The organism is Hydrogenophilus thermoluteolus (genome assembly GCF_003574215.1).
GTDB lineage: Bacteria > Pseudomonadota > Gammaproteobacteria > Burkholderiales > Rhodocyclaceae > Hydrogenophilus > Hydrogenophilus thermoluteolus.
The window spans coordinates 1,008,725-1,031,858 of record NZ_AP018558.1; the positions used below are offsets into that span (position 1 = coordinate 1,008,725).

The 23,134-nt window shown below is 64.5% G+C and carries 29 protein-coding genes and 1 pseudogene; 26 read left to right on the forward strand and 4 right to left on the reverse strand.

What is annotated here, in order from left to right; translation table 11 throughout:
- Positions 1-26 precede the first annotated feature (26 nt).
- On the forward strand, positions 27-800 hold the full coding sequence (locus tag HPTL_RS04850) for a DUF2189 domain-containing protein (RefSeq protein ID WP_170141273.1): 774 nt from the start codon (positions 27-29) through the stop codon (positions 798-800).
- On the opposite strand, the gene HPTL_RS04855 is transcribed toward HPTL_RS04850, so the two are convergent.
- On the reverse strand, positions 746-2,542 hold the full coding sequence (locus HPTL_RS04855; RefSeq protein WP_170141274.1) for a chorismate-binding protein: 1,797 nt from the start codon (positions 2,540-2,542) through the stop codon (positions 746-748). The genes HPTL_RS04850 and HPTL_RS04855 overlap by 55 nt on opposite strands.
- A gap of 110 nt (positions 2,543-2,652) precedes the next feature.
- On the opposite strand from HPTL_RS04855, the gene HPTL_RS04860 reads away from it, so the two are divergent.
- Complete coding sequence (locus tag HPTL_RS04860) at positions 2,653-5,238, forward strand: acyl-CoA dehydrogenase (RefSeq protein WP_119334966.1); 2,586 nt, start codon at positions 2,653-2,655, stop codon at positions 5,236-5,238.
- A 24-nt stretch (positions 5,239-5,262) separates the two neighbouring features.
- Positions 5,263-5,811 (forward strand): annotated as a pseudogene (locus HPTL_RS04865) (thiolase family protein); the annotation flags it as partial.
- A 147-nt stretch (positions 5,812-5,958) separates the two neighbouring features.
- On the opposite strand, the gene HPTL_RS04870 reads toward HPTL_RS04865, so the two are convergent.
- On the reverse strand, positions 5,959-6,600 hold the full coding sequence (locus tag HPTL_RS04870) for a hypothetical protein (RefSeq protein WP_119334968.1): 642 nt from the start codon (positions 6,598-6,600) through the stop codon (positions 5,959-5,961).
- A gap of 170 nt (positions 6,601-6,770) precedes the next feature.
- A complete protein-coding gene (locus HPTL_RS04875) occupies positions 6,771-7,181 on the reverse strand; it encodes a helix-turn-helix domain-containing protein (RefSeq protein WP_119334969.1) in 411 nt (136 codons plus the stop codon).
- Between the two features lie 50 nt (positions 7,182-7,231).
- On the opposite strand from HPTL_RS04875, the gene HPTL_RS04880 reads away from it, so the two are divergent.
- The 11 genes from HPTL_RS04880 to HPTL_RS04925 all read left to right on the forward strand — a co-directional run bounded on the left by HPTL_RS04880 (position 7,232) and on the right by HPTL_RS04925 (position 13,711).
- Entirely contained in the window at positions 7,232-7,510 is a 279-nt protein-coding gene (locus HPTL_RS04880; RefSeq protein WP_119334970.1) for a helix-turn-helix domain-containing protein, read from the forward strand.
- Complete coding sequence (locus tag HPTL_RS11250; protein ID WP_170141275.1) at positions 7,507-7,659, forward strand: hypothetical protein; 153 nt, start codon at positions 7,507-7,509, stop codon at positions 7,657-7,659. Before HPTL_RS04880 ends, HPTL_RS11250 begins: the two co-directional genes overlap by 4 nt.
- Entirely contained in the window at positions 7,652-10,057 is a 2,406-nt protein-coding gene (locus tag HPTL_RS04885; protein ID WP_197713795.1) for a hypothetical protein, read from the forward strand. The genes HPTL_RS11250 and HPTL_RS04885 overlap by 8 nt, the downstream gene beginning before the upstream one ends.
- 76 nt (positions 10,058-10,133) lie before the next feature.
- The gene (locus HPTL_RS04890; protein WP_119334971.1) at positions 10,134-10,874 is read left to right on the forward strand and encodes an ATP-binding protein; all 741 of its coding nucleotides are present in this window, start codon (positions 10,134-10,136) and stop codon (positions 10,872-10,874) included.
- 24 nt (positions 10,875-10,898) lie between these two features.
- The gene (locus HPTL_RS04895; protein ID WP_197713796.1) at positions 10,899-11,132 is read left to right on the forward strand and encodes a hypothetical protein; all 234 of its coding nucleotides are present in this window, start codon (positions 10,899-10,901) and stop codon (positions 11,130-11,132) included.
- Between the two features lie 55 nt (positions 11,133-11,187).
- A complete protein-coding gene (locus HPTL_RS04900; protein WP_119334972.1) occupies positions 11,188-11,667 on the forward strand; it encodes a hypothetical protein in 480 nt (159 codons plus the stop codon).
- On the forward strand, positions 11,664-11,867 hold the full coding sequence (locus tag HPTL_RS04905; protein ID WP_119334973.1) for a hypothetical protein: 204 nt from the start codon (positions 11,664-11,666) through the stop codon (positions 11,865-11,867). Before HPTL_RS04900 ends, HPTL_RS04905 begins: the two co-directional genes overlap by 4 nt.
- A gap of 77 nt (positions 11,868-11,944) precedes the next feature.
- On the forward strand, positions 11,945-12,421 hold the full coding sequence (locus HPTL_RS04910; protein WP_170141276.1) for a phage protein GemA/Gp16 family protein: 477 nt from the start codon (positions 11,945-11,947) through the stop codon (positions 12,419-12,421).
- On the forward strand, positions 12,414-12,839 hold the full coding sequence (locus tag HPTL_RS04915) for a hypothetical protein (protein WP_119334975.1): 426 nt from the start codon (positions 12,414-12,416) through the stop codon (positions 12,837-12,839). The genes HPTL_RS04910 and HPTL_RS04915 overlap by 8 nt, the downstream gene beginning before the upstream one ends.
- Positions 12,808-13,164: a Mor transcription activator family protein gene (locus HPTL_RS04920; RefSeq protein ID WP_119334976.1), complete on the forward strand. Its 357-nt coding sequence runs from the start codon at positions 12,808-12,810 to the stop codon at positions 13,162-13,164. The genes HPTL_RS04915 and HPTL_RS04920 overlap by 32 nt, the downstream gene beginning before the upstream one ends.
- 73 nt (positions 13,165-13,237) lie before the next feature.
- Entirely contained in the window at positions 13,238-13,711 is a 474-nt protein-coding gene (locus tag HPTL_RS04925; RefSeq protein ID WP_197713797.1) for a lysozyme, read from the forward strand.
- A gap of 14 nt (positions 13,712-13,725) precedes the next feature.
- On the opposite strand, the gene HPTL_RS04930 is transcribed toward HPTL_RS04925, so the two are convergent.
- On the reverse strand, positions 13,726-14,634 hold the full coding sequence (locus HPTL_RS04930) for a hypothetical protein (protein ID WP_119334978.1): 909 nt from the start codon (positions 14,632-14,634) through the stop codon (positions 13,726-13,728).
- 29 nt (positions 14,635-14,663) lie between these two features.
- On the opposite strand from HPTL_RS04930, the gene HPTL_RS04935 reads away from it, so the two are divergent.
- The 12 genes from HPTL_RS04935 (at position 14,664) to HPTL_RS04980 (ending at position 23,134) form a co-directional block, all read left to right on the forward strand.
- The gene (locus HPTL_RS04935) at positions 14,664-15,215 is read left to right on the forward strand and encodes a hypothetical protein (protein WP_119334979.1); all 552 of its coding nucleotides are present in this window, start codon (positions 14,664-14,666) and stop codon (positions 15,213-15,215) included.
- Entirely contained in the window at positions 15,205-15,654 is a 450-nt protein-coding gene (locus tag HPTL_RS04940; RefSeq protein WP_119334980.1) for a hypothetical protein, read from the forward strand. Before HPTL_RS04935 ends, HPTL_RS04940 begins: the two co-directional genes overlap by 11 nt.
- The gene (locus HPTL_RS04945; RefSeq protein ID WP_119334981.1) at positions 15,644-15,967 is read left to right on the forward strand and encodes a cytoplasmic protein; all 324 of its coding nucleotides are present in this window, start codon (positions 15,644-15,646) and stop codon (positions 15,965-15,967) included. The genes HPTL_RS04940 and HPTL_RS04945 overlap by 11 nt, the downstream gene beginning before the upstream one ends.
- A 3-nt stretch (positions 15,968-15,970) precedes the next feature.
- Positions 15,971-16,114 carry a hypothetical protein gene (locus HPTL_RS11255; RefSeq protein ID WP_170141277.1) on the forward strand — a complete coding sequence of 48 codons (144 nt, stop codon included), beginning with the start codon at positions 15,971-15,973 and terminating at the stop codon, positions 16,112-16,114.
- On the forward strand, positions 16,111-16,644 hold the full coding sequence (locus tag HPTL_RS04950; RefSeq protein ID WP_197713798.1) for a phage protein Gp27 family protein: 534 nt from the start codon (positions 16,111-16,113) through the stop codon (positions 16,642-16,644). Before HPTL_RS11255 ends, HPTL_RS04950 begins: the two co-directional genes overlap by 4 nt.
- The gene (locus tag HPTL_RS04955; protein WP_197713799.1) at positions 16,637-18,010 is read left to right on the forward strand and encodes a phage terminase large subunit family protein; all 1,374 of its coding nucleotides are present in this window, start codon (positions 16,637-16,639) and stop codon (positions 18,008-18,010) included. The genes HPTL_RS04950 and HPTL_RS04955 overlap by 8 nt, the downstream gene beginning before the upstream one ends.
- On the forward strand, positions 18,004-19,605 hold the full coding sequence (locus HPTL_RS04960; RefSeq protein WP_119334984.1) for a DUF935 domain-containing protein: 1,602 nt from the start codon (positions 18,004-18,006) through the stop codon (positions 19,603-19,605). The genes HPTL_RS04955 and HPTL_RS04960 overlap by 7 nt, the downstream gene beginning before the upstream one ends.
- Positions 19,605-19,796, forward strand: coding sequence for a hypothetical protein (locus tag HPTL_RS04965; protein WP_119334985.1), 192 nt, complete (start codon positions 19,605-19,607; stop codon positions 19,794-19,796). The genes HPTL_RS04960 and HPTL_RS04965 overlap by 1 nt, the downstream gene beginning before the upstream one ends.
- Positions 19,780-21,117 carry a PBECR2 nuclease fold domain-containing protein gene (locus tag HPTL_RS11260; protein WP_170141278.1) on the forward strand — a complete coding sequence of 446 codons (1,338 nt, stop codon included), beginning with the start codon at positions 19,780-19,782 and terminating at the stop codon, positions 21,115-21,117. The genes HPTL_RS04965 and HPTL_RS11260 overlap by 17 nt, the downstream gene beginning before the upstream one ends.
- On the forward strand, positions 21,105-21,260 hold the full coding sequence (locus tag HPTL_RS11265; RefSeq protein ID WP_170141279.1) for a hypothetical protein: 156 nt from the start codon (positions 21,105-21,107) through the stop codon (positions 21,258-21,260). The genes HPTL_RS11260 and HPTL_RS11265 overlap by 13 nt, the downstream gene beginning before the upstream one ends.
- Positions 21,261-21,434: 174 nt before the next feature.
- Positions 21,435-21,920 (forward strand): phage virion morphogenesis protein, encoded by a 486-nt coding sequence (locus tag HPTL_RS04975; RefSeq protein WP_119334986.1) that lies wholly within the window; start codon positions 21,435-21,437, stop codon positions 21,918-21,920.
- A 233-nt stretch (positions 21,921-22,153) separates the two neighbouring features.
- Positions 22,154-23,134, forward strand: a complete 981-nt coding sequence (locus HPTL_RS04980) for a phage protease (protein ID WP_170141280.1) — start codon at positions 22,154-22,156, stop codon at positions 23,132-23,134.

Genomic DNA, 23,134 nt, shown 5'->3' on the forward strand with positions numbered 1-23,134 from the left:
CCCACGCGACCACGAAAGGAGCGCCCATGGAGGAGAAAGCGTTAGCGGTTCGAACGGTGGGCATCGACGCCCCGCTGCGTTGGTTACGGAAAGGGTGGGAGGATCTCCGCTACGATCCCCTTTCGTCGTTGGGTTTTGGCGTGGTGTTTGCGATCGGCGGTGGGCTGATCGTCTTGGCTACCCTTCGCGCGCCGCACCTGATGGCGGTTGCGTTTTCCGGGTTTTTTCTGCTTGCGCCGCTCTTGGCGGCAGGACTCTACGCGTTGAGTCGGTTGCGGGGCACGGTCGAGCGGCCAGCCTTTTTCGACGCGCTGGCGTTGGTCAAAGCGAAAAAAGCGAGTCTGGCCCAAGTGGGGCTGGGGTTGCTCTTGGTGATGTTGGTCTGGGAGCGTTTCACCGCGATGCTCTTTGCGGTTTTCGCTTCACCGGAAACCGCGTCGCCGACCATCGCGGCGTTGATCGTTTCGGGAGAGGAGTGGCCGCTCGTCGTCGCGTGGTTCGTGACCGGCGGGTTGGTTGCTGCGGGGATATTTACCGTGACCGTGGTTTCCGTTCCGCTGCTTTTGGATCGCGACGTCGATCTTTTTACTGCGGTCGCGACCAGTGTCCAAGTGGTGCGCACGAACCCTTGGCCGATGGCGGTCTGGGCGGCTTGGATCGTAGGCTTGACATTGCTGGGGTACGCGCTGGTGCTCTTTGGTTTGGCGGTAACCCTGCCGCTTCTTGGTCACGCCACTTGGCACGCTTATCGCGAGTTGGTGGGTGACGCGTCGTCCCAAACAGCAGGCAGCAACCCATGAAGGGCGTTTCCCAGGTAGAGCTGTTCGGCGCGCGTGAGGTCGGCGGGGGTGAGGGGTCGCTCGACTGCGTCCCCTTCCGCAAGGAGTTTTGCCCGTAAGACCCCAGCTAGACAACCGGTTGCCAAGGGCGGGGTTGCGAGCTTCGGTTCACCCGGAAATTGCACGAAAAGCGTGGTGCGGCACCCTTCGACGAGTTCGCCACGGGTATTCGTCACCAGGTAATCGAAACAGCCGTGGGCGAGGGCCTCGGCAAGTAGGCGGTCATAATGCGCGCGGCGTGTCGTTTTGTGGCGCTGCAAGGGATCGCTGGGGTTGATAGCAGGTTCGCGCGCGATGCGGAAGCGAACGGGCGTTGCGGGCTGTTGCCAATGCGTTGCGGTTGCGCGCACCGTTCCGTCGGGGGCGAGTTCCGCTCGGATGCGCAACGGGTGGTTGCCGTCGGGGTCTTCTTGTGCGGCGGTTGTGACCGCATGGGCAAACTGGGCTTCGTCGAAAGGGATGCCCAACGCTTTGGCGCTGGCACGGATCCGCGCAATGTGGTACGGCCAAAGCACGCAGCCGTCCGCCGGTTCCCAGCGCAAAGTCTCGATGAGACCGACCATCGCGGGAAGTCCCTGGACGAACCGTCCCTTGAGGAGACACTCTTGCCATTCGGAGGCGGGCTTGGAATCGATCACGATCCCGCTGCCAACCGAGTAGGTGGCGCCGCCGTTCCGGTCGATCGTCAGGGTGCGGATCGGGACGACGGCTTCGACGTCGCCGCCAGGCAGAATATACCCGATTGCGCCGCAGTAGATCCCGCGCGGGTGGGGTTCCAATTCGGCGATGATCTCCATCGCGCGGCGTTTGGGGGCGCCCGTAACCGAACCGCACGGAAAGAGCGCCGCCAGAATTGCCCATAGCGGGGCGTCGACGCCTTCGGCGACGATCGTCGAGGTGAGTTGGGTGACCGTCGCGTAGCGCTCTTCCTGGAAGAGGTTGGGAACCTGGACGCCGCCAGCGGGTGAGAGGCGGCTGAGGTCATTGCGGATCAGGTCGACGATCATCACGTTTTCGGCGCGGGTTTTGTCGTCGATCCATCCGGAGGCATTGGGTGGTGCGGTTCCTTTCATGGGGCGGCAGGAGATCCGTCTGCCACGACGCAGGAAGAAGCGCTCCGGTGAGCGACAGAGGATCGCGCCGCCGTTTGGGAACGGTAAGTAGGCGCCATGGGGCACCGGCTGCTGCGCGTGCAAACGGAGGTAGAGGGCAAGGGGGTCGCCATAGGTCTCCGCGTACCAGGGAAAGGTGAGGTTGACTTGGTAGCTGTCGCCTTCGCGCAGGTAGTGGAGGATCCGTTCGACAGCTTGGTAATAGTGGGTTTGATCCCACGCGCAGCGCCAATTCAAAAGTCCCGCGATGGGGTCAGAGACGCGACTGTGCGCGCTTTGCGTCGCGACTCGGTCTGACAGGGTCTGGTAACGTGCAAAGCGCCAGAGGCGAAGGCGCCCGGCGGGGCGCGCCGTGAACGCCGAGGAAAACGCGTGGTCGAACCACGGGGCGCATTCGTAGTCAAGCGCAAACGCCCAAAAGGGGCCGTCGGATGAGGCAGGGGATTGCTTCGCCTCGTCTTCGGCTGTGGTAAGGAGGGTGCGCGCGGCAGCGGCGTCGCTCGTTTCGTGAAACGCAGTGAGCGGTTCTGCCCACAGCGCGCGGCGTTGGACGTTTCCGTTTTCGGCAGGAAGGTCAAACCACGCGAACACTTGAGTCTTTGGCAATAACCGAGAGGGTGGAGTATACCGAGGGTTGCACCCAAAGCAATTTTTTCGTATCATTCAAACAAACGTTCGATCCATTCGGATAGGAGATGGTCATGGCTTGGCTCTTGTTGCTCTTCCTCCCTCCCTTGGTGGTCGCGCTCGCCTACGGGCGAGCGCCTCTTTTTCTCTGGGGTGGAGCGATCCTGGTTTGGTGGTTGGCGTTGGCCATCACCGCAGCGTTTCCGGTATGGGTCACGGTTGTCGTGGCGCTTGCCTGGTGTGGCGTGGTCTTTTTGTTGGGGCATCGGCCGACGCGCAAACGTCTGATCACGGTGCCCATTTTCAAAGCGTTTGCGAAAGCGCTGCCGCAAATGTCGCAGACGGAGCGGGATGCGCTTGAGGCGGGCACCGTTTGGTGGGAAGGGGAGCTCTTTCGTGGGAACCCGGATTGGCAAAAATTCCTGAGCTACCCGTGGCCGAAACTGACGCCGGAAGAGCAAGCGTTCCTCGAAAACGAAACCGAGGAGCTCTGCCGCATGGTCGACGATTGGGAGTGCAGCCTCAAGAAGGACATGCCCGATGCCGTCTGGCAGTTCATCAAGGAAAAGGGGTTCCTCGGGATGATCATCCCGAAAGAGTATGGCGGGAAAGGTTTTTCCGCGTACGCCCATTCGCAGGTGATCACCAAACTCTCGACCCGTTCGAGCGCTCCGGCAGTGACCGTGATGGTGCCCAATTCGTTGGGGCCTGCAGAGCTGCTGCTCCACTATGGGACGCCGGAACAGAAAGCCTACTACTTGCCGCGCCTGGCGCGCGGGGAAGAGATTCCCGCATTTGCGCTCACCAGTCCTTGGGCCGGTTCGGACGCCGCGTCGATTCCCGATGCCGGTGTCGTCTGCCGCGGCGAATACCAGGGCAAAGAGGTGATCGGTATTCGCGTGAGCTTCAACAAGCGCTATATCACGCTCGCGCCGGTGTGTACGGTCTTCGGGCTGGCGTTCCAGCTTTTTGACCCGGAAAACTTGTTGGGTAGAGGGAAAGAGATCGGGATTACGCTCGCGCTCATTCCGGCAAACCATCCGGGCGTCGAAATCGGGCGTCGGCACCTTCCACTCGACGCGGTGTGGATGAACGGACCGATCCGCGGGGAAGAGGTCTTCATTCCGCTCGATTTCGTGATCGGTGGTGAGGCGATGGTGGGCAAAGGGTGGCGGATGCTGATGGAGTGCCTGGCGGCTGGGCGCTCGATCTCGTTGCCCGGCTCCAACACTGGGATGCAGCAGGTCACGGCGCGCGCGGTCGGTGCGTACGCGCGGATCCGATACCAATTCAAGACGCAGATCGGTCGCTTCGAAGGGGTGGAAGAGGCGCTCGCGCGCATCGGTGGCAACACCTACCTGTGTGACGCTGCGCGGGTATTTACTGCTGGCGCGGTCGATCTCGGTGAGAAGCCGTCGGTGGTTTCGGCGATCGTCAAATACCACGTGACCGAACGGGCACGCCAGACCGTCAACGACGGGATGGACGTGGTCGGTGGTAAAGGAATCTGTTTGGGTCCGCAAAACTTCCTGGGGCGGGCGTACGAGCAGATTCCCGTGGGGATCACCGTCGAAGGGGCGAACATCCTCACCCGCAGCCTCATCGTTTTCGGGCAAGGGGCGGTTCGGTGCCATCCCTACGTGCTCGAAGAGATGCGTGCTGCGCAAAACGGTGACCTCGATGCGTTCGACCGCGCGTTCTGGAGTCACATCGCCTATACGCTCAACAACGGTGCCCGTGCGCTGGTGATGGGGCTTACTGGGGCCCGTTTCGTGAAGGTGCCAGCAAACGTTGCGCCGGAGTGCCGTCGCTATTACCAACAGCTGACCCGTTTTTCCGCAGCGTTCGCGTTCTTGGCCGATGTCTCGATGGGCGTGTTGGGGGGTGCGCTGAAACGTAAAGAGCGGCTCTCTGCCCGTTTGGGTGACATTTTGTCGCAGCTCTACTTGGCGAGCGCTACGCTCAAGCGCTTCGAAGTCGACGGCCGCCCCGCTGGTGATGCGCCGTTCCTGCACTGGGCGATCTGGGATGCGTTTTTCCGCGCTCAAGTGGCCTTTACTGGCGTGATCGACAATTTCCCATTCGCGCCGGCGCGGGCGCTGGCGCGGTTCGTCACCTTCCCGCTGGGTCGTCCGTTCCGTACGCCGGACGATCGTCTTGGACATCGGGTGGCGATGGGTCTGATGGAGCCCGGTGCAACCCGTGACCGTTTGACCTCGCTCGTCTATTTGCCCCAATCGCTCGACGAGCCGCTGGGGGCGTTGGAAGCAGCACTCTTGGCCACCCAAGCGTGTGAGCCGATCGAAGCGAAATTGCGCGACGCGCAGAAAGCGGGACGCTTTGCACCGAGCATCGAAGCACTCACCAGCGGCAGTGTCGATGCGATTTGGGATGAAGCGTATGCGCAAGGGGTGATCACCGAGGCCGAATACCGCAAAGTGATCCAGCGCAATCGGCTGCGTGACCTGGTGATCCGTGTCGATGACTTCCCCTACGATTTTGGGGTCAAGGCGGCCGCGCAGGCGATTCCGGACGATCGTATCGCGCGCACCGCGGCCATTCCGCCCGCGATGCGTCCGTGGCCGGAAAAGCGGCGCGTCGGAGGGGATGTGGCGGTGCAGGATGCGCCAGCGGTTTCGGCTTCGACCGTCGATGCGTAAGCGTGCGCACACCGGGAGCATAGCGTGGCGGATCGAGCAGTCTATCTGGTAGATGGCGTACGGACGCCGTTTCTCAAAGCGAAGAACGAGCCGGGGCCATTTCGTGCATCCGACTTGGCGACCCGGGCGTTGCAGATGTTGCTGATGCGTCAGCGCCTTGACCCCGCGGTGCTCGACGAGGTGATTCTGGGTTGCGCCGCACCGCGCGCGGACGAGGTCAATATCGGTCGCGTGGTCGCGCTTCGCGCCGGCTGTGGGCGCAAGGTTCCCGGCTGGACGGTGATGCGCAATTGCGCCTCGGGCATGCAGGCGATCGATTCGGCAGCGGCACAGATCCTTTCGGGGCGGGCCGATCTGATCGCTGCGGGTGGGGTGGATGCCCTCAGCCACGCCCCAGTGCTCTTCTCCGACGAATTCGTCCGTTTTCTCGGTCGTTTCGCTGCAGCCAAATCTCCGGCTCAGAAGCTCGCAGCGCTGCGCCAGTTGCGCTTGCGCGACCTCAAGCCGGTGATCGGACTGATGAAAGGGTTGACCGACCCTGTGGTGAAGCAGTTGATGGGGCAAACGGTAGAGGTGAAAAGATTAGATGTGACATAGACGATGCGACAAAATAGCGGGAAGAAGCGGGACGAAGCGGGAAATATCGCAACCAAGTCGTTGAAAAGACAAGAAAAACTGAGAAAAAACGGCCGCAACGACAAAAAACCAGCAGTGCGCACATTACGTGCGACAAAAAACATCCTTACGACTGCTCCTGAAGGGTTTTTTTCGAGCGACGTACGATCTTGTTCTTGCGAGTTCTTCGTTCGTAAGATCGGCGAGCGATTTCTTTCCAAAACGCGCGATATATGGCATGTAGGCGAACGCGTCGCCGAGATCGTTCTTGCAGTGAGCCTTGATGTAGGCTATCTGGCGAGCACGCCAGGATGGATCACGTGCCGCGGCGGACTTCATGCTATCGATCTTGGCGCGTTGCTGCTGAAGCCAACGGACGGCTTCAGCGTAGCGCGCAATTGGCAGCAAATGGTAGCTCGTGACAGAAAATTTCCTTTGAAATGAAGCCCATGCGGCGGCATGAGTGAGCGGCTTGGCGCGCGTGCGGACAGTGTTGTGGACGGTAACCCATTCGTTGATCAGTTCGCGCAGGCGCAGTTTTTGTGCCTCGGACAGCTCGCTGGCGCGTGGATCGATGGTGTTGCGCGGGCGAACGGTTTTGGCATGAATGACGATGTTGCCGTCTCCCACGATGTTGTGGCTGCCCTCGATGCGCACAGCAAGTGAAGACTGGGCAGGCTTGCGGCGAGACGTATTCCCGGATGCGCCGCGCACGATTTCGATGAGTTTTTGTTTTTTGTCTTCCATCGGGTACTCCCCTTGCCGGTTGATGAAAGGTGGAAAGTTCGGCGGAAAAACTCTCCACCGATAACTCTCCACTTTTGCGAAACTCTCCACCGATAACTCTCCACTGCTCAGGCCGAACTCTCCACTGCTCAGGCCGAACTCTCCACTGCTCAGGCCGAACTCTCCACTGTTCACGCCACGCGGCGAATGAGCTCGATGACTGTGGCGCGGGTGGCGGTAGGCTCTGCAAGCAACTCGTAGGCGAGCAAAATAGCTTCAGCCTTCTTGTCTGGCGGCAGGCGCTTGTCGCCTAGCCCCTCTTCGATGACTTCGATGGCGGCCTTGAGCCGTGCCCTGTCGGTCAGTTCCGAAGCCGGACGCTCGCGGCGGCCGGTGAGGATGTAGGTGACGTCCGCGCCTACGGAAGCGATTGCTTCGAGGTATCTCGCGCTTGGTTCTCGTTCATCTTGTTCATAGCGAATCTGTGCGCGCCGCTGGACACCTGCTATGCGTGCGAAATCTTCTTGACTCAAACCAAGACGCAGTCTCTCGTCTCTTAGACGTGATCCTATAGACACACAACCCCCTTGACATGTGTCCATTTGGGCACTATACTTCACACCATCACATCACAACATGCACGAGGTGAAGTATGGCAGAAACGGTTCGGATTGATAAGGGGCGGGCTGCCCGCGCTCGAGCAGCACTGGAGCGGCTTGGTGTTGGCAAAACGACGCTTGCGCGGATGCTGGGGGTGCACCCCAGCATCGTAAATGAGGTGCTGCGCGGGCGGCTCATTGGCGTGCGCGGCGACGCGCACAAGGTTGCCGTGGCGCTTGGGTTGAAAGATGGAGACATCTTGCCGCCCGGGGCTTCTTCTGATGAGGTCATCGCCAGGCTGCGGCAGGCGGCGAAGGGAAGCGACGCATGAAACGCCGCATTTTGCGCTATCCGTGTGCGCGCCCCTGTGATATCGGCGGCCCTGCCCTGCCGCACATCCAAGTGGCCGATGCCGACGATCCGGCTGGCGAAACGGCAATGATCCCCATCGGACTCGCTGCGGAGGCGCACGATGAGTGAGCTTGTCGATTTGGCCACCATCGCCGAGGCGGTTGAGGTCGATTACAGAACAGTGAGAGAGAAGTGGGCCACCTCCCCCGACTGGCCGCCACACTACGACCGGGCTGGACTGGGCGGCGCGAAGCGCTGGCGGGTGGCGGATCTGCCCACCGCATTCGTGCGGCGGGGCAGAAAGATCGATGTGCGCGCAGCGGTGGAGCGGCTTTTGGCTGTTCAGGCCGCGAAAAGCCTTGACAGGATCGCAAGCGCCCAGGCCGGGGGCGCGATCAAATACCCGGCCACATCCCAATTCGCCCCCGGCGGCGAGCTCATCCCGGCGGGGCGTTGCCCTCTCCCTGCCGACACCAGCCCGGCGGCCACCGGCGCGGGTGGGCTCACCGGCGGGGGTGGCGCTGGATGCGCCTTGGTATCACGGGACGTGGGCTCGCGTCGCCGTGACGGCACCGGTGGCAGAGCAGGCGACGGCCTGCCGAGCGCTGGCAAAGGGCAGCTAACCCTGGGGGCCGGTTCGATTCCGGCCACCCCCGCCACCGATATGGACGACGCGATCCTCGTCGGCCAGCTGATGGGCGCGTCGCCGCGCGACGATGCCGAGGAGCGGCTGGCGCGGGCGCGGCTGATCATGGCGGCGATCCGGCCGCTCATCGATCTTCCGGAGCGTCACCGGGGGCGGCGGACGATGGCCGAGCAGATCGCGAAAGATCTGGGCTGCTCGTTCCAGCACGTCTATCGGCTGGTGGACAAGGCGCGCGAGGGCGGCGTGATGGCGCTCGCGCGCATGGGCGAGCGGCGCGACCGGGGGCAGGCGCGCACGCTGATTTCCGGGCAGTGGCTTGAGTGGGCGCAGCGGGTGGCCGAGGCGTGGCCGCAGACGGATGTGGCGCAGCTTGCGGACAGGACGCGGCAGTTGGTGCGCGCGGCCTGGGTGGGCGGCGCGCCCAGTGCGTTGCAGTGCTGGCTCAAGGCCACGGCGGCGGTGGCGCGGGAGTTGATCGACGCTGGATGCCCATCGGATCTTGCCGCGTCGCTTCTTTCGGTGCGCTGCCCGCGGCGGTTCGTCGAGGCCGAAGGCAAGCATTTTCGGGTTGCAGGCCGGGCGCTGCGCGACGGCAAGGGGGTGTATGACCACCACATCACGCCGGTGCGTCGCACCGCGGCGGGGTTGAAGCCGGGCGACCTGGTGTGCGGGGATATCACCCCGCTCGATATCCCGGTGCTCAGAGACGATGGCAGCGTGGCCTATGCGCGGCTCATTTCCTGGCACGACGTGGCTACCAACTGGTTGTGGGTGGATATGGTGGTGCTGCCAAAGGGCCAGGGCATCCGCCGCGACGACGTGGCGGCTTCTTTTGTGCGCATGGCCGAGCAGGCGCCGTTTGGGATGCCGCGCTGTCTGTATTTGGATAACGGCTCGGAATACAAATGGGACGAGATGCTCGTTGCCTGCAAGCACCTGGCGGACCTGACCGGTCAGCAGTTCGCGGCGGACGAAGCGGAGACGGCTCCCGCGGAACGGCGGGTGGTGCGCTCGATTCCGTTTCACCCGCGCGGCAAGCGCATCGAGGGGGCGTTCGGGCGGCTCTCCCACTGGCTGGCCTGGTGGTTTGGCTATGTGGGCGGCAACCGGATGACGAAGAAGGTGGCGACGCTCGGCAAGGGGGTGCAGCCATCGCCTGAGGCTGAGGTGCGCGCGTGGCTGGCGCGCACGCTGGCGGACTACCACGTGACGCCGCAGCCACGCGCCGAGCACATGGGCGGGATGAGCCCGAAGGATCGGCTTACCTGGCACATGCAGGCCGGGTGGCAGCCATGGCGGGTGGATCGGCTGGTGCTGGCGCTGGCGTTTGCTGACCGGCACGTGCGCAAGGTGACGCGCGGCGCGGTGAGCGTGGATGGCGTGACCTACACCGCGGATTTCTTGATGCACGTCGATGGGCGGGTGACGGTTGCGGTGCCGCGGATTTTGTTGGGCAGCCCGGTGCGGTGCGTCTATGTGCTCGATGGCGTGCGGGTGCTGGGCGTTGCGGTCGAGGAACAGGCCTATGCGCTGCTCGATACCGCAGGCGCGAAGGAGGCGGCGCGGAGACGGCGGGTGTTCCGGATGCTGACGAGCGAGCGGGTGGCTGCCGTTGGTGGTCCGCTCGACGAGGCGAAGTTGGCAGGGACGCGGGCGGAACTGCTCGGTTTAGAGGCGACGCTGGACGCCGCGGATGCGGCAGCGCAGCAGGTGACGCTTTCGGAAGAGGGTCAGCGGCTGGTAGCAGGCTATCTGGCTGCCCAGGAGCGCGCCATTGCCGAGATCAACCGGCGGCGCGAAGTAGCGCTTTCGGCGGAAAAGCTCACCCGCTGGGCCGATGAGGACGAGGAAACGAAACAGGCCCGCGCCATGGGGTTATGACGCGGGCCACAAGGGCGCCCGGCGGCAAACCGGGCAGTGTGCCATTGAATGGTGGCAACTGAAAGGAGCGGCAATTATGACACGAAAAGGCGAAATTCGTGAAATTCGTGAGACGAAAACCGTAAAAGAGGCTCTGGCGCTTGCTGAACAGGTGCTCGATGCCGAGTGGCCGATCGGCGAGATTACGGGGCCGGCGGGTACGGGTAAGAGCGTTGCGGGCTGGGCGGTTGTCAACCGGCTCGGCGCGGTGCGCGTTGCGGCCTGGGACGGGATCACCCGCCACCAGATGCTGGTGGCGGTGGCACGCAGCTTGGGGATGGACGGCGCAGGGGTTGCCGAACGGCTGCTCACGCGTGGGCCTGGCGCCGAGCGGCGGCTGCTGGTGGTCGATGAGGCGAACAAGCTCAGCTGGCGGGTGCTGGAGACGCTGCGCTATCTGGCCGATGAGTGCGGCATTGCGGTGATCCTCATAGGCACCGAGCTCTATTCGCGCAAGTTTTCCGAGGCGAGGACGCGCCCGCTGCTGTTGCAGTTGGGTAGCCGCATCGGGGCGAAGCGCATCTCGACCCGGCATCTGGATCGCGCCGAGACGTATGCGCACGTGATCCGGCCTATCTTCGGTGAAATCGCGGACAAGGACCTGATCACGGCGTTTTGGACGGGCTGCCGCAAGGGGAATTTCCGCGAGGCGATGGAGCTTGCTGGCGAGTGCCGCCGGATCATGGAGACCAACGCCTTGCAGACGCTCACGCCCGCGGTGTTGGAGGCGGCGGTGAGGTGGATGGCGAACCGCTATGCCGTTGATGCGGTTGCGTGACGGTTCCGTTGAGGGAGCATTGCAGTGAGTCGGGATTATCTGGTTTCGCGCGCGGAGGCTGCGCGCATCCTGGGCGTGTCGGACGCCGCAGTGGGCCGTATCCGCGCAGGAAATTATCCGGACGGGGCGTTGACGGAGCGTTACCGGTTGCTGGTTGCGGTGTTGCAGCGGGCCGCAAGCAAAGTGGAGACCGAACAGATTTGCGCCTCTTGCCCCCGTGAGGAGTGCACGGGGTGCCGGATTGCGGAATTGGATTGACGGAACGACGAGAGGGCTTACACCGCCTTGGCCGAGGCGGATTTGGGAGTCGATCATGGTAGCAGTAGCGAAGAAAGTGAAGCAGGATGAGGTTGTGGTGAAAAAAACCGGGCAGCCAGCCGGTGAGAGAATCGTGCGCGACACCGGCGAGGTCGTGCCGCTTTCGCCTGCCGAGATCCAGTTGGTGATGCAGGGTTGGGCGCTCAAAAAACAGATCGACGAGCTCGAAGCGCAGCTCAAGGAGATCAGCGCAAAGCTCATCGAGGCGCACGGCGTGGGCGCGTCACTGGTGGTGCATGGGGTGTGCCGCGCCAGCATCACTGAGCGCGAGGCGGTAAAAATCCAGGACGCCGAGCGGCTCAAGAAGGTTTTGGGAGCGCGCTTTTCCGATTTGGTGCAGGTTGTTGTGACCTACAAGCCGGAACCCAGGCTCGTCGAAATGGCATGCGACGGTGACGAGCCGTTGCAGCCAGCGATCAGAGCGTGCCTGACGGTGGGCAAAAGCGCCGCCGTTTCGTGGAGGGCGGAGAAATGACGGCGTCGGGCATCGTCGAGCGCATCGCGCAGGGTAAAACGACCGTGGGCGATGCGATGCTGGTGGCGTTCATCATTCGCGAGCGGGATCGGTTCGAGGCGGCGTTGCGGCAAATTGCCGCGCACGGTGACGACGGCGCGGCGATGTTGGCGTCCGTGGTGTTGGCCAGGGACGTCGTTCTGGGCCAGACCGCGGCGTGACCCAGCCCATGCCTGTCCGTTCGGGCGGGCATGCACGGGGTCATGTTCGGAAACGAGGAGAAGGAGCGACTATGGGGATGAGTTTGAGCGCAGACCGCCGCCGGGCGCTGCTTGGCTTGGCGCACAAGGCGGCGATCGATCTCGGCATGGATGAGCAGACTCGGCGCATGGCCCAGGCGGCGTTTGCGGGGCATGAGAGTTTGCGGGATTTTTCCGATGAGCAACTCGTGGCGTGGTGTTGGGAGTTGAAGCGCCGCGGCGCGGATATCGGCATCCCTGCCCCTGCGCCACTTGGCGGCTCTGGGTTTGGTCGTCCCACCCCAGCGCAGTGGGCGACGATCGAGCGGTTGGTGGCGTCGCTTGGCCTGTCCGATGATGGGTTTCGTTCGTTCGTCAAACGGACCACTGGTCTGGATTTGCCCCGGTTCATGACGCGCGCCGATGCGTCGAAGGTGATCACGGGCCTTGAGCGCTGGGCACGCAGTCGAGGCGTGGATACGCGCAGCAAAACCAGGCAGGCGATCGAGGCGCTGATGGGAGACGGCGATGTCTGACCAATCGCATGCACCTTTGTGGTTTGAGCGGCGTATCCGCCGGGGGCTTGCGGCGCTCATGACGTTGCGCATGGAGGGGCATCCGCCGGCCGACACAGTACAGGCTACTGCGCTGGTTTGGGTTCAGGCATTGTGGCCGGGCCGGGCGTGGGACGAGACGCTGGACGCGCAGCGCATTGGTGAGGCGTTCCGGTTGATCGCGCTCTACGAAACCCGTTGGCCTACGCCCGCGGTCTTTTTGCGTTATCTGCCGGCGCGTGCGCCGCAAAAGCGTTTGCCGGCTCCCCCTCTCACCGATGAGGAAAAGCAGCGGGCGCGTGAGGTTTTGGCTAAAATCCAGGAGATGCTGAAGGGTAAGCGGTTCGGTCCTTCTGTAAGGAGCAGCGATGGCGCTGGCAGACACGACGTTACTGACTGAGCTGATCGGCCACGAGGCGGTCGTTCTTTTGGTGCGTGCCGCTGGCGGGCTTTCGGTGTATGTGCCCAAAAGCCCGCCGTTTTCTGGGCCGCTTAGTGTCTTGCCGCCTGAAGCGCAGAAGCGGTTGGCGAGTTACGCCGGAGGGGATTTGTTGTATATTCCCAAATGCGATGGGGCGCTACGCGCGGCTCGCGACGCAGAGATCCGTGCCGCGTACGACGCCGGCGCGCGTGTCTCTGAGATCGCCCGTCGTTGGGGGCTTTCTGAGCGCTGGGTTTATGAGATTCTGGGGCGGCCAGAGGTGCGCCAGCCAGAACTCTTTTGATGCGATCCTGAACTGATTCAAGCTGCCGCAAATCGGCAACTCTTTTCATACTCGCGGCATGAAGCCGCGTCTTTTGCCTCTTTATCTTGTCGTTTCTGCTGCCGCAGTCGCTGGTATCGCCAGTTTCGAGGGGTACCGCTCGCGCGCGTACGATGACGGGGCGGGCGTTCAGACGGTCGGGTTCGGCACGACCCGCCGTGATGACGGCAGTCCGATCCGGGCAGGTGACACCATCACCCCGCAACGCGCCGTGGTGCGACTGGCTCAGGATGCCGACCGCATCGGGCGCGAGATCGCTTCCTGCATTGGAAGTGTGCCGCTCTATCAGCACGAGTTCGACGCGTTCGTGAGTCTGGCCTACAACATCGGCAGCACGGCGTTTTGCCGATCTACTCTGGTCAGGAAGCTCAAGGAGACCCCACCGGACTATGCCGGGGCTTGCCGCGAAATCCTGCGCTGGACGCGCGCAGGCGGCGTCGAACTGGCCGGGCTCAAGAGGCGCCGCGAGGCGGAATACCGGCAGTGCATCGGGGAGGAGACGCCGTGAGGCCGCAGCGTTGTTTATTGGCCGTACGGCAGCGGGATTTGCGGTTCGCCCATGCGGTGCTCCAGAACTTTGAGCACCGTGTAATCGGTGCGCAAGCCGCCCGATGCAGTATGCCAATGCTGCACGCGAGTTTTGGCGATCAGGATATCGCCTTTGGCGAAACGCTCCAGGTTGCGGTGCACTCGTTCGAGAAATTCTTGGTCGGCCATTGTCACGAACACCGTGGCCTGCCCGTCGTACATTCGCCACTTGTTGTCATCACGGAAGGAGAGCGAGACGATCGAGAATGGAATCAGGCGTGTTTCTTCCTGGATCAGCACGTCCTCGGCTTGCGGGGCGCGGAAAAAAGCCGCTTCCCGTCGTTCGATGACAACAAGCACAGTCTCGTCGCTGCCAAAGGCTACACGCTCGATCCCATCACGCTCGATTGGGTCGATCACGCGTTGCAAACTTTCGCGCACCTGGCGATTTTGCAGCAGCACGACTACGCGTTCTTCGACGTCCACAGCGTCGTCGTCTTCCGTAATGACGCGGCGACCGTTGGCGGTGGTCTCGACGCGCTTGATACGCCGGTTCCTGAGCCAGCGCAACAGCCCGATCAGGCTAAGCGAGCCGCCACTGGTAACGCCGATGAGTTCAAGCACTGCTTTGGCGTTGGCTGCCGCGGTGGCGCCATCACCTGTGAGCCAATCGATGATCTGCTGCGTCAGTTGCTGCACTACGGAGAGATCGATGCCGAAACTCCCAGTGCGAAAGCTTGCCTTGACCTCCACGCGCAGTGCGAAAGTGTCACCGAAGATGGCTCGCCCCGCTTCTTCGCACAGGTCGCCAAATGCCAGCAATGCCGGCGCAAGTTGGCGCACGTCCATCGTGTGGTTGGCGAGCGCGGGTCCGTCGTAGGTGATGCGCACATGCTCAGTCATGCAAAGCATCATACCACGAAAGGAACGGCATGATCCAAGGGTTCTCTGTCCTGGCGGCTGCGCTCGTCTGCGTGGGTGCTGGATTTGCAAGCGGTTATGCGTTCAAGGGGCGGCTCGATGAGGGAAGAATCGCCCGCGCCGAGGCCGCCGTCGTCCAGTGCCAGCGCGACCGTGAGGCCGATGCCAGACACGCTGCCGAGGAGGCGGCCCGCAGGCTCGCTGCCGCGCAAGAGGCCGAACGCGCCGCCGTGCACGCATTGCAGGCGACGAAAGCGCGTCTTGCCGCCACCGAAAAACGTCTCAAGGAGTCCCTCTATGCCCTGCCGACCGCTCAGTCTTGCGGCCTGTCTGGCGCTGCTCGCGGGCTGCTCAACGCCCGGATTGCCGCCAGCGACCTGCCCGCGGGTGCCGCCGAGTTTGATCGAGCCCATACCGAATCTGCCGCCGATTCCGGCAGCCGCGCAGGCGTGGACGAAGCCGCGCTCGGCGGATGGATTGCCGACGCCATCAGCGCCTACGACGCGTGCCGCGCCCGCATCGACGCGATCCGAGCGTGGGACGAGGTGACCCATGGAAGGTGATGTTTTGCTCTCGCAGGCCTGGCCGATCCTAGTGGCCGTCGGCGGCGCGGTGGTTGGCGGGGTGTTCGCACTCTTGAAATGGTTTGCCGCACGCATGCTCGAAGAGATCGAGCAGCGCTTGAAGCGCATCGACGACCTGGAGAGCCGCTTCGAGCGGCTGATCGCCGAGCTGCCGCTGCACTATCAGCGGCGCGAGGATTTCGTGCGCGAGATGCAGCAGGCCGACGGCCGCTACCAGCGCATCGTCGAGAGCGTGATCGACGCCATGCGCGAGGAGGTCGCCTTGCATCGCAGGCGCATCGAAGAGCTGGAGAAGCAGCGCGAGACGGACGTGATGCGCTACCAGCTGCGCGACGACGCCATCCGCGAATACACCAGCCTCAACGCGAAGATCGACCGCGTTTATGAGGTGCTCATGGAGATGAAGCATGACCGATAAACGGCTCGATGCGCTGATCGACACGGCGCGCGCCGAGCGCGAGTTTTTGCGCTGGGTGATTCTGTCTGCGCTTTGGCACGCACGGCCCTACGGCACCACCGAGGCGGTGATCATGGGTGCGTGCCGGGACATTCCGTTACGGGTAACGGCTGACCAGGTGCGCGCTGAGTTGAAGAGCTTGGCCAAGCGCGGGCTCGTCGACCTGGTGGATGATCTGCCCATTTGGTCGGCCGAGCTGACCCCAGAGGGTGAGGCCGTGGTGGACTACCGCGCCGATTGCCCGCCGGACATCGCTCGCCCGCCGAGGTGGTGAGCCATGCGCCGCGATTGGGACAAAGTCCGCCTCATCCTGGAGGCTCTGGACGAGCAGATCAAGGATGAAGCCAAGCGGCGTGGCGTGGCGCTCACGCTCGATGCGATCGCGCAGATCGCGCGCTCCCTGATCGCCGGAGGCGGATGATGGCGCGCCGCAGCAAGGTAGATGCCCTCCCCCCTGCGCTCAAGGCCGAGCTGGAGCGCCTCTTGGCCGACCGCACCCACGGCGGCTATGAGGCACTGGCCGCGTGGCTCAAGGAGCAGGGCTACGAGATCAGCAAGAGCAGCCTGCACCGCTACGACCAGCGGGTGCAGGCGGTGATGCTGCGCATCAAGGCCAGCACAGAGGCCGCGCGCCTGCTGGCGCAGGCCGCGCCGGATGAGGCCGACGAGCACTCGGCCGCCGTGCTGCGCATGGTGCAGTCGGCGCTGTTCGACGCCATGGCGCGGGTGACGGAGGCCGCCGAGGAGGCCGACCCCGAACGGCAGGTCAAGGTGCTGGCCCAAGCCGCGCGCGCCATTGCCGAAGCGAGCCGCGCGTCCATCGGGCAGAAGAAGTGGGCCGATGAGGTGCGGCAAAAGCTCGACGAGGTGGAACGCGTCGCACGCAATGCGGGCAAAGCGCTGGACGCCGAGACGCTCAAGACCATCCGGGAGGGGTTGTACGGTGGGTGATGCCACCATACGCATCGCTGCGCCCGTCCTCTACCCCTACCAGCGCCGCTACCTGGCGGACAAAAGCCGCTGGAAGGCCGCGTGCTGGAGCCGGCAGACCGGCAAGACCTTCACGACGACCCTCGAGGCGGTGCTCGACTGCCTCACCGCCGAGGCCGAAGGGCGCATCGCGCGCTGGACGATCCTGTCGATCTCCCGTGACCGCGCGATCGATGCCATCCGCACCGGCGCTGCTTTGCACGCCCAGGCGATTGGCGCGGTCTACGAGCTGCTGATGGACGACAGCTTGGGCATCGAGCAGCAGGCGGCGATGGTGAAATTCCCCGGCGGCTCCTACGTGCGGGCGATCGCCGCGCGGCCCGAGACGGCGCGCGGCATGAGCGACAACCTGATCCTCGATGAGTTCGCCCACCACAAGGACAACCGGGCGCTGTGGCGGGCGCTCGTTCCCGTGGTCTCCAAGCCCAGCCTGAAGATTCGCGTCATTTCCACCCCGAACGGGGTTGGCGACATGTTCCACGAGATCATGACCGCCGACGATGGCCTGTGGAGCCGCCATGTGGTGACCATCCACGACGCGGTGGCCGACGGTCTGCCGCGCGACATCAATGAATTGCGCCGCGCCGCCCGCGACCCGGACACCTGGGCGCAGGAGTTCGAGTGCGTGTTTCTGGATCGCGCGGGCCGGGAGTGGCTCACCTATGAGGAAATCCTCGCCGCGCTGGAAGCGCAGCCGCTGCCGCCCTACGACGGGCGGCCTGTCTATGTGGGCATGGACATCGCTGCGCGGGGCGACCTGTCGGTGATCGCGGTGCTCGAAGACGTGGGCGCGGGCGTCTTGGCGCTACGCGAGATGCAGGTGATGCGGGGCGAATCGTTCGCCGCGCAGCTCGCCCGGCTCGATGGCGTTTTCCGCGCCTACCGGGTGGCGCGCTGCTGCATCGACCAGACCGGCATGGGCGAAATGCCGGTGCAGGAGGCGCAGCGGCGGCATGGGCAGTATCGCGTCGCCGGGGTGCTGTTCACCGCCCCGGTGAAGCTCGACCTGGCGGTGGCGCTCAAGGACCGCATGCAGGCGCGGCGGCTGCTCTTGCCGCCGGGTGCGCTCGCTGAGCCGAAAGAGGCGCTGATCGACGACCTCAGGGCCGTGCGCATGGAGCCGGGCGCGGGCGGCGTGCCAAAGCTTCTGGCCGACCGGGATGGCGCGGGCCATGCCGACCGCTTCTGGGCGCTGGCGCTTGCCGTTGCGGCGGCTGGCGAAGGTGTGCCGGTGTATGGGTATGAGAGTGTCGCGCGGCGAACCTTCGCGCCGCGTTTCGATGATCTGGATGGCGCTCGAGGCGCCTGGGAGTGGGCAGGATGGTGACCCCGAAAAAACAGGATTTGACCGGCGAGATCGCCCGCCCGTCGCAAACGGGCCTGCGCTCCGTCTGGCAATGGCGGCCGCTGGCCTCGATGACACCGGCGATGGTCGCGGACATCTTGCGCCGCGCCGCGATGGGCGATGCACACGACTTCTTGCTCGCCGCAGACGACATCGCGGAAAAAGACCTCCACTACCGCGCCGTGCTACAGACGCGCACGCTGGCGGTGGCCGGGCTGCCCATCGACATCCAGCCATGGGACGATTCGCCCGCCGCGAGGCGCGCCGCCGAGCTGGTGCAGGATGCCGTGCGCGAAAGCGACCTTGCGGTGCTCATCACGCATCTCATGGACGCGGTAGCCAAGGGCTATGCGGTGGCCGAGATCGTGTGGGAGACCTCCGGCGATGTGTGGTACCCGAAGCAGATCCTCCGGCGCGAAGCGCACTGGTTCACGTGGGATCGCGACACCGGGCGGATCTTGCGCCTGGTAGATGGCAGCGCGGAAGGCGCGGAGATTCCGCCGTACCGTATGATCGTGCACGCCCCGCCGGTGGCCGCGGGCATTCCGCTTTTTGGCGGGGTGGCGCGAAGCGCGCTGTGGGCCTGGGTGTTCAAGTCGTATGCAATGAGGGACTGGGCGCGGTTTTGCGAACTCTTCGGTCAGCCGATCCGCGTGGGCAAATACCACCAGGGCGCGAGCCCCGAGGATGTGGCCGTGCTCAAGCAGGCCGCCTTCTCGCTCGGCTCGGATGCCGCCGCCGTGATCCCGCAGGAGATGGCGCTGGAGTTGATCGAGTCCGGCTCCAAGTCGGCCAGCGCCGACCTGTATCACAGGCTGATCGACTACCTGGACCGGCAGGTGAGCAAAGCCGTGCTCGGGCAGACGATGACCACCGACGACGGGTCGAGTCTCGCGCAAGCGAAGGTGCACGCCGAAGTTCGCGCCGACATCATGCGCGCCGACGCGCGGGCCCTCGAGGCCACGCTCATGCGCGACCTCATCGCGCCGATCGTGCGGCTCAACCTGGGCGACGACGCGCCGCTGCCGATCCTGCGGCTCATCGTCGAGGAGCCGGAGGACATGGCGGCGCTTGCCGACCAGGTGGTCAAGCTCTCTGCTGCCGGGATGCCGATTCCGCAATCCTGGGTGCGGGAGAAGTTCGGTATCCCGGAGGTAGCCGAGGGCGAGGCGGTGCTCAGTCCGGCTCAACCGGGTCAAACTGGGCCAAACCAGAATGGCGAACCCATGGCGAACCGAATCGCGGACCGCGCCGAAACTTCGGGTTCGTCTGTCGCCGTGCACGCATTGCATGCGACAAGCCACGCGGCCGAGGCCGCCCAGGACGACCCGATGGATATCGACGTGGCCGGCCTCATGGCCGACCGGATGGAGGTCGAGGCCGAGCCAGCCTGGCGCGCGATCATGGCCGAGGTGCAACGAATCGTCGATGAGGCCGAGAGCCTGCCCCAGCTTCGCGACGCGCTGCTTTCGGCTTACGGTAACTTGCCCACCGAGGAGCTGGCGCAGGTGATGGCGCTGGGCTTTGCCGCGGCGGAGCTGGCCGGGCGCTTCATGGTGCGGGAGGAGTCGGCCTGATGGACATCGCAGACATTGCGGACGAGGTCATCCGCATACAGCTAGAGGCGACGCTGCGCCAGCGCTACCCTGCGGGACCATCCCCGACCGGACGGTGCCTGTGGTGCGGCGAGCCGCTACCCGAGCCGCTGCGTTGGTGCGATGCGGCCTGCCGCGATGACTGGGAGCGCCACTATGCCCGCCGCGCCTGATCTTTCCGCCGTCCTCCGCCAGCCATTCGCCGAGCAGGCCGCATTCTTCCGCGGCAAGCTGGGCAACCTTGTGCCCACGGCCAAATGGGACGACCTGTGGAAAAGCCAGCACGACCGTGCGTTTATGGTCGCGGGGGCGGCCAAGGCGGATTTGCTCGCCGATCTGGCCGAGGCGGTGGACAAGGCCATTGCCGATGGCGAGACGCTGGATAAGTTTCGCCAGCGCTTTGGCGAGATCGTGCAAAAGCACGGCTGGCACGGCTGGACCGGCGAAGACAGCAAGGCCGGGCGCGCTTGGCGCACGCGCATCATCTACCAGACGAACCTGGCCACCAGCTACGCCGCCGGGCGGCTGGCGCAATTGCGCCAGGCCGGGTTCAAGTACTGGGTGTATAAACACTCCGGCGCCGAGCATCCGCGCCTGCAACACAAAGCCTGGCACGGCCTGACATTGCCCGCCGATCACCCCTTCTGGCAGGCGCACTATCCGCCCAATGGCTGGGGCTGCGGCTGTCGGGTGGTGGGGGCCAACGGCCCGGCGGGCGCGAAGCTACTGGGCGGAGATCCATCCTACGATACCCCGCCACCCGGATGGGATGCCATCGACCGAAGGACCGGAGAGCCGCCCGGCATCGACAAGGGCTGGGGGTATATGCCGGGCGCGACGGCGGCCGACCGCCTGCACGGGCTGGTGCCGCGCATGGCAGACAATCCGCCTGCTGGCCGCCCGGTGTTGCCGCCGATCTGCCCGGATTCCGGCGCGCACGCCAAGGGCGAGTGCCCTGGGCCGCTGCCGCGCCCGCGCCCGTTCGATCCCGGCCTGCTGCTGCCGGACGGCAAGCCGGAGCGCTACTACATCGACGCCTTCCTGGAGGTTTTCGGCCTGCGCTTCGGTGAGGACAAGATCATCGAGGACGTGACCGGCGAGCGGCTCGTCATCGGCACATCGCTATTCATCGACCGGGCAAAGTCGGCCAGGAAAGGGGAGCCGGTCTACAAGGTGTTCAAGGACGGCATCCGCCGCCGCCACATGCGCATGCTGGCCGAGACGATCCTGCATCCGCAGGAAATCTGGGAGCAGTGGGAGTGGATCGCGGCGCGGGAGTGGATGGGGGCGCGCGAAGCCATGGCGCTGCGCCGCCGCTACATCGCGCTGTGGGATGTGGGCGGGCGGGATCGCCCGGCGCTGTCGGTGTTCGAGTTCAGCCCCAAGCGCTGGTGGACTGGGGTGACGACGTTTGTGCCGAGAGACAGGCCGACTATGACCGCTGACGAGTACATCGCGCAGCAGCGCACCGGGAAGCGGCGATGGCCGAAATGAAAACGCCACGGCGCGGCGTCACCGTGGCGTGCCCGGCAGTCCTTGGGGGCGCTCGCCGCGCAGTGGCTGCCGATGGCTGTTTGCAGTATACCCTACCCCGCCAGCGCATCAAAGCGCGCCGTCTGGCTAAGGAGGCCCATTGAAAAAGAGTGAGGCGGCACCTGGACCGCCTCGTGGGGCTGGCGCGCCGGACTCCCGCGCCCGGCGACGACACCTTTGGGCCCCAGGTCTGCCCTCACCAAATGGAGGGAGATTTTGCCGCCAGCCCTTACAGGCCAGTATAGCCTGTCCCGTCAGTGCAGCAAGCAGGAGGTTGCATGATCAAAATCGAGGTCGACGATAAAGCCGTGCGCCGGGCGCTCGATGACCTTTCGCGCCGCCTGGACGATATAACCCCTGCCATGCACGCCATCGGCCAGGCGCTGGCGGAGGGCAGCCGCGAGCGCATCCTTTCCGGGCGCGACTGGACCGGCACGCCGTTTGCCCCCAACAGCCCCGTGACCCTTGCCCGCAAGAAAGGGGAAAAGCCCCTCATCGACAGCAAGAGCTTCGTCACCACGCGGCTCCACTACGAGGCCGGGCGCGACTCGGTGGCCGTGGGCAGCTCGGCGGCGCAGGCCGCGGTGCTCCAGTTCGGCGCGAAAAAAGGCGCGTTCGGCAAGACCAAACGCGGCGCATCCATCCCCTGGGGCGACATCCCGGCGCGGCGCTATCTACCGGTGACCCAGGATGGGCAGCTCGATGCTGCCGCCCGCAGCCTCATCCTCGACACGCTCACCGACTACCTTGCCGAGGCGCTTTGAGCAAAACCGCGTAAAACGCGCGTAGCGCGATTTTCTGGGTTAGGTAGCTACCTACCTATGGGCATCGGGTAGAAAAACGATTGGGCGAGGCTTTATCCCCTCGATAACAGGGGGATAACAGGCACGCCGTCAGAAATAGATTACTGCGTGGTCCGTTTTCAGCGGGCGTCGCACCCAAAATATGAACCCGTTCAGGCTATGCGGCACCATCCGAATGCGGGATGATGCCAGGCATGAACGCTCCACATCAAGCCCAGCCGATCGAGATGCGCATTGCGCGCTTGGCCGAGCGCCGAGCCTCCCATGTGGTTTCATTGCCGCTTCCTCCTACCCCCGACTTGGAACCGCCGGAATGGGTCGAACTCGTTCCGGCGGGGACTTTTTCCGGGCGGGACGGACGCGGGCCGTTCATTTTGGATATAGACGCCGTGCTCGCGGCGTTCGTCAAGGGTGGCATCGACCTGCCCATCGACTACGACCATCAGACGCTTGATGCCGACGCCAAGGCCGGTCCGGTGCCCGCCGCGGGCTGGATCAAGGAACTGCAGGCGCGCGATGGCGCGCTGTGGGGGCGCGTCGAATGGACGCCGCGCGCCGCAGAGCTGATCGCCAATAAAGAATACCGCTACCTGTCCCCGGTTTTTCGCCATGACAAAAGGGGGAGAGTGCTCGCGCTCGAGGGCGCGGGGCTTACCCACTATCCGAACCTCTATCTGCAACCCGTCGCGCACACGAAAGGAGACACGATGGACATTACGCTGCTTGCCGAAGCGCTGGGCGCAGCGCCCGACGCCGACCTCGATGCGCTGGTGGCGCACGCTAAGACCCTCAAGGAGGCCGCCAGCCGTCAGCCCAACCCCGCCGAGTGGGTGCCAATGAGCCAGCACAAAGCGGTGGCTGAAGAACTTGCCAGGCTACAAGCCGAAATCGCCGCCGAAAAAGCCGAGGCCGCGGTGCGCGCCGCGATGAGCGCTGGCAAGCTCGCCCCGGCGATGAAAGAGTGGGCGCTTGAGTATGCCAAGCGCGACCCGGCAGGCTTTGCCGCCTTCGTCGAGAAAGCCCCGGTGATCGTCTCTGCGGATGCGCCCGTCGCGGCGCATTCTGTCGCCCCGAATGCGGACGCGCTCAGCGACGAGGAGCGCTACGTATGCGCCGCTCTGGGTATCAGTGAGTCCGATTTTGCCGCGCACAAGCGCGCCGTCGTCAAGGAGTAA

Coding starts and splice junctions, on each gene's coding strand:
- HPTL_RS04950 (WP_197713798.1), top strand. CDS start 16,111: ATGATGGCGCGCCGCAGCAAGGTAGATGCCCTCCCCCCTGCGCTCAAG.
- HPTL_RS04940 (WP_119334980.1), top strand. CDS start 15,205: ATGGAAGGTGATGTTTTGCTCTCGCAGGCCTGGCCGATCCTAGTGGCC.
- HPTL_RS04905 (WP_119334973.1), top strand. CDS start 11,664: ATGACGGCGTCGGGCATCGTCGAGCGCATCGCGCAGGGTAAAACGACC.
- HPTL_RS11255 (WP_170141277.1), top strand. CDS start 15,971: ATGCGCCGCGATTGGGACAAAGTCCGCCTCATCCTGGAGGCTCTGGAC.
- HPTL_RS04850 (WP_170141273.1), top strand. CDS start 27: ATGGAGGAGAAAGCGTTAGCGGTTCGAACGGTGGGCATCGACGCCCCG.
- HPTL_RS04945 (WP_119334981.1), top strand. CDS start 15,644: ATGACCGATAAACGGCTCGATGCGCTGATCGACACGGCGCGCGCCGAG.
- HPTL_RS04900 (WP_119334972.1), top strand. CDS start 11,188: ATGGTAGCAGTAGCGAAGAAAGTGAAGCAGGATGAGGTTGTGGTGAAA.
- HPTL_RS04930 (WP_119334978.1), bottom strand. CDS start 14,634: ATGACTGAGCATGTGCGCATCACCTACGACGGACCCGCGCTCGCCAAC.
- HPTL_RS04890 (WP_119334971.1), top strand. CDS start 10,134: ATGACACGAAAAGGCGAAATTCGTGAAATTCGTGAGACGAAAACCGTA.
- HPTL_RS04870 (WP_119334968.1), bottom strand. CDS start 6,600: ATGGAAGACAAAAAACAAAAACTCATCGAAATCGTGCGCGGCGCATCC.
- HPTL_RS04880 (WP_119334970.1), top strand. CDS start 7,232: ATGGCAGAAACGGTTCGGATTGATAAGGGGCGGGCTGCCCGCGCTCGA.
- HPTL_RS04975 (WP_119334986.1), top strand. CDS start 21,435: ATGATCAAAATCGAGGTCGACGATAAAGCCGTGCGCCGGGCGCTCGAT.
- HPTL_RS04965 (WP_119334985.1), top strand. CDS start 19,605: ATGGACATCGCAGACATTGCGGACGAGGTCATCCGCATACAGCTAGAG.
- HPTL_RS04960 (WP_119334984.1), top strand. CDS start 18,004: ATGGTGACCCCGAAAAAACAGGATTTGACCGGCGAGATCGCCCGCCCG.
- HPTL_RS04980 (WP_170141280.1), top strand. CDS start 22,154: ATGAACGCTCCACATCAAGCCCAGCCGATCGAGATGCGCATTGCGCGC.
- HPTL_RS04910 (WP_170141276.1), top strand. CDS start 11,945: ATGAGTTTGAGCGCAGACCGCCGCCGGGCGCTGCTTGGCTTGGCGCAC.
- HPTL_RS04860 (WP_119334966.1), top strand. CDS start 2,653: ATGGCTTGGCTCTTGTTGCTCTTCCTCCCTCCCTTGGTGGTCGCGCTC.
- HPTL_RS11260 (WP_170141278.1), top strand. CDS start 19,780: ATGCCCGCCGCGCCTGATCTTTCCGCCGTCCTCCGCCAGCCATTCGCC.
- HPTL_RS11250 (WP_170141275.1), top strand. CDS start 7,507: ATGAAACGCCGCATTTTGCGCTATCCGTGTGCGCGCCCCTGTGATATC.
- HPTL_RS04920 (WP_119334976.1), top strand. CDS start 12,808: ATGGCGCTGGCAGACACGACGTTACTGACTGAGCTGATCGGCCACGAG.
- HPTL_RS04875 (WP_119334969.1), bottom strand. CDS start 7,181: ATGGACACATGTCAAGGGGGTTGTGTGTCTATAGGATCACGTCTAAGA.
- HPTL_RS04935 (WP_119334979.1), top strand. CDS start 14,664: ATGATCCAAGGGTTCTCTGTCCTGGCGGCTGCGCTCGTCTGCGTGGGT.
- HPTL_RS04915 (WP_119334975.1), top strand. CDS start 12,414: ATGTCTGACCAATCGCATGCACCTTTGTGGTTTGAGCGGCGTATCCGC.
- HPTL_RS04885 (WP_197713795.1), top strand. CDS start 7,652: ATGAGTGAGCTTGTCGATTTGGCCACCATCGCCGAGGCGGTTGAGGTC.
- HPTL_RS11265 (WP_170141279.1), top strand. CDS start 21,105: ATGGCCGAAATGAAAACGCCACGGCGCGGCGTCACCGTGGCGTGCCCG.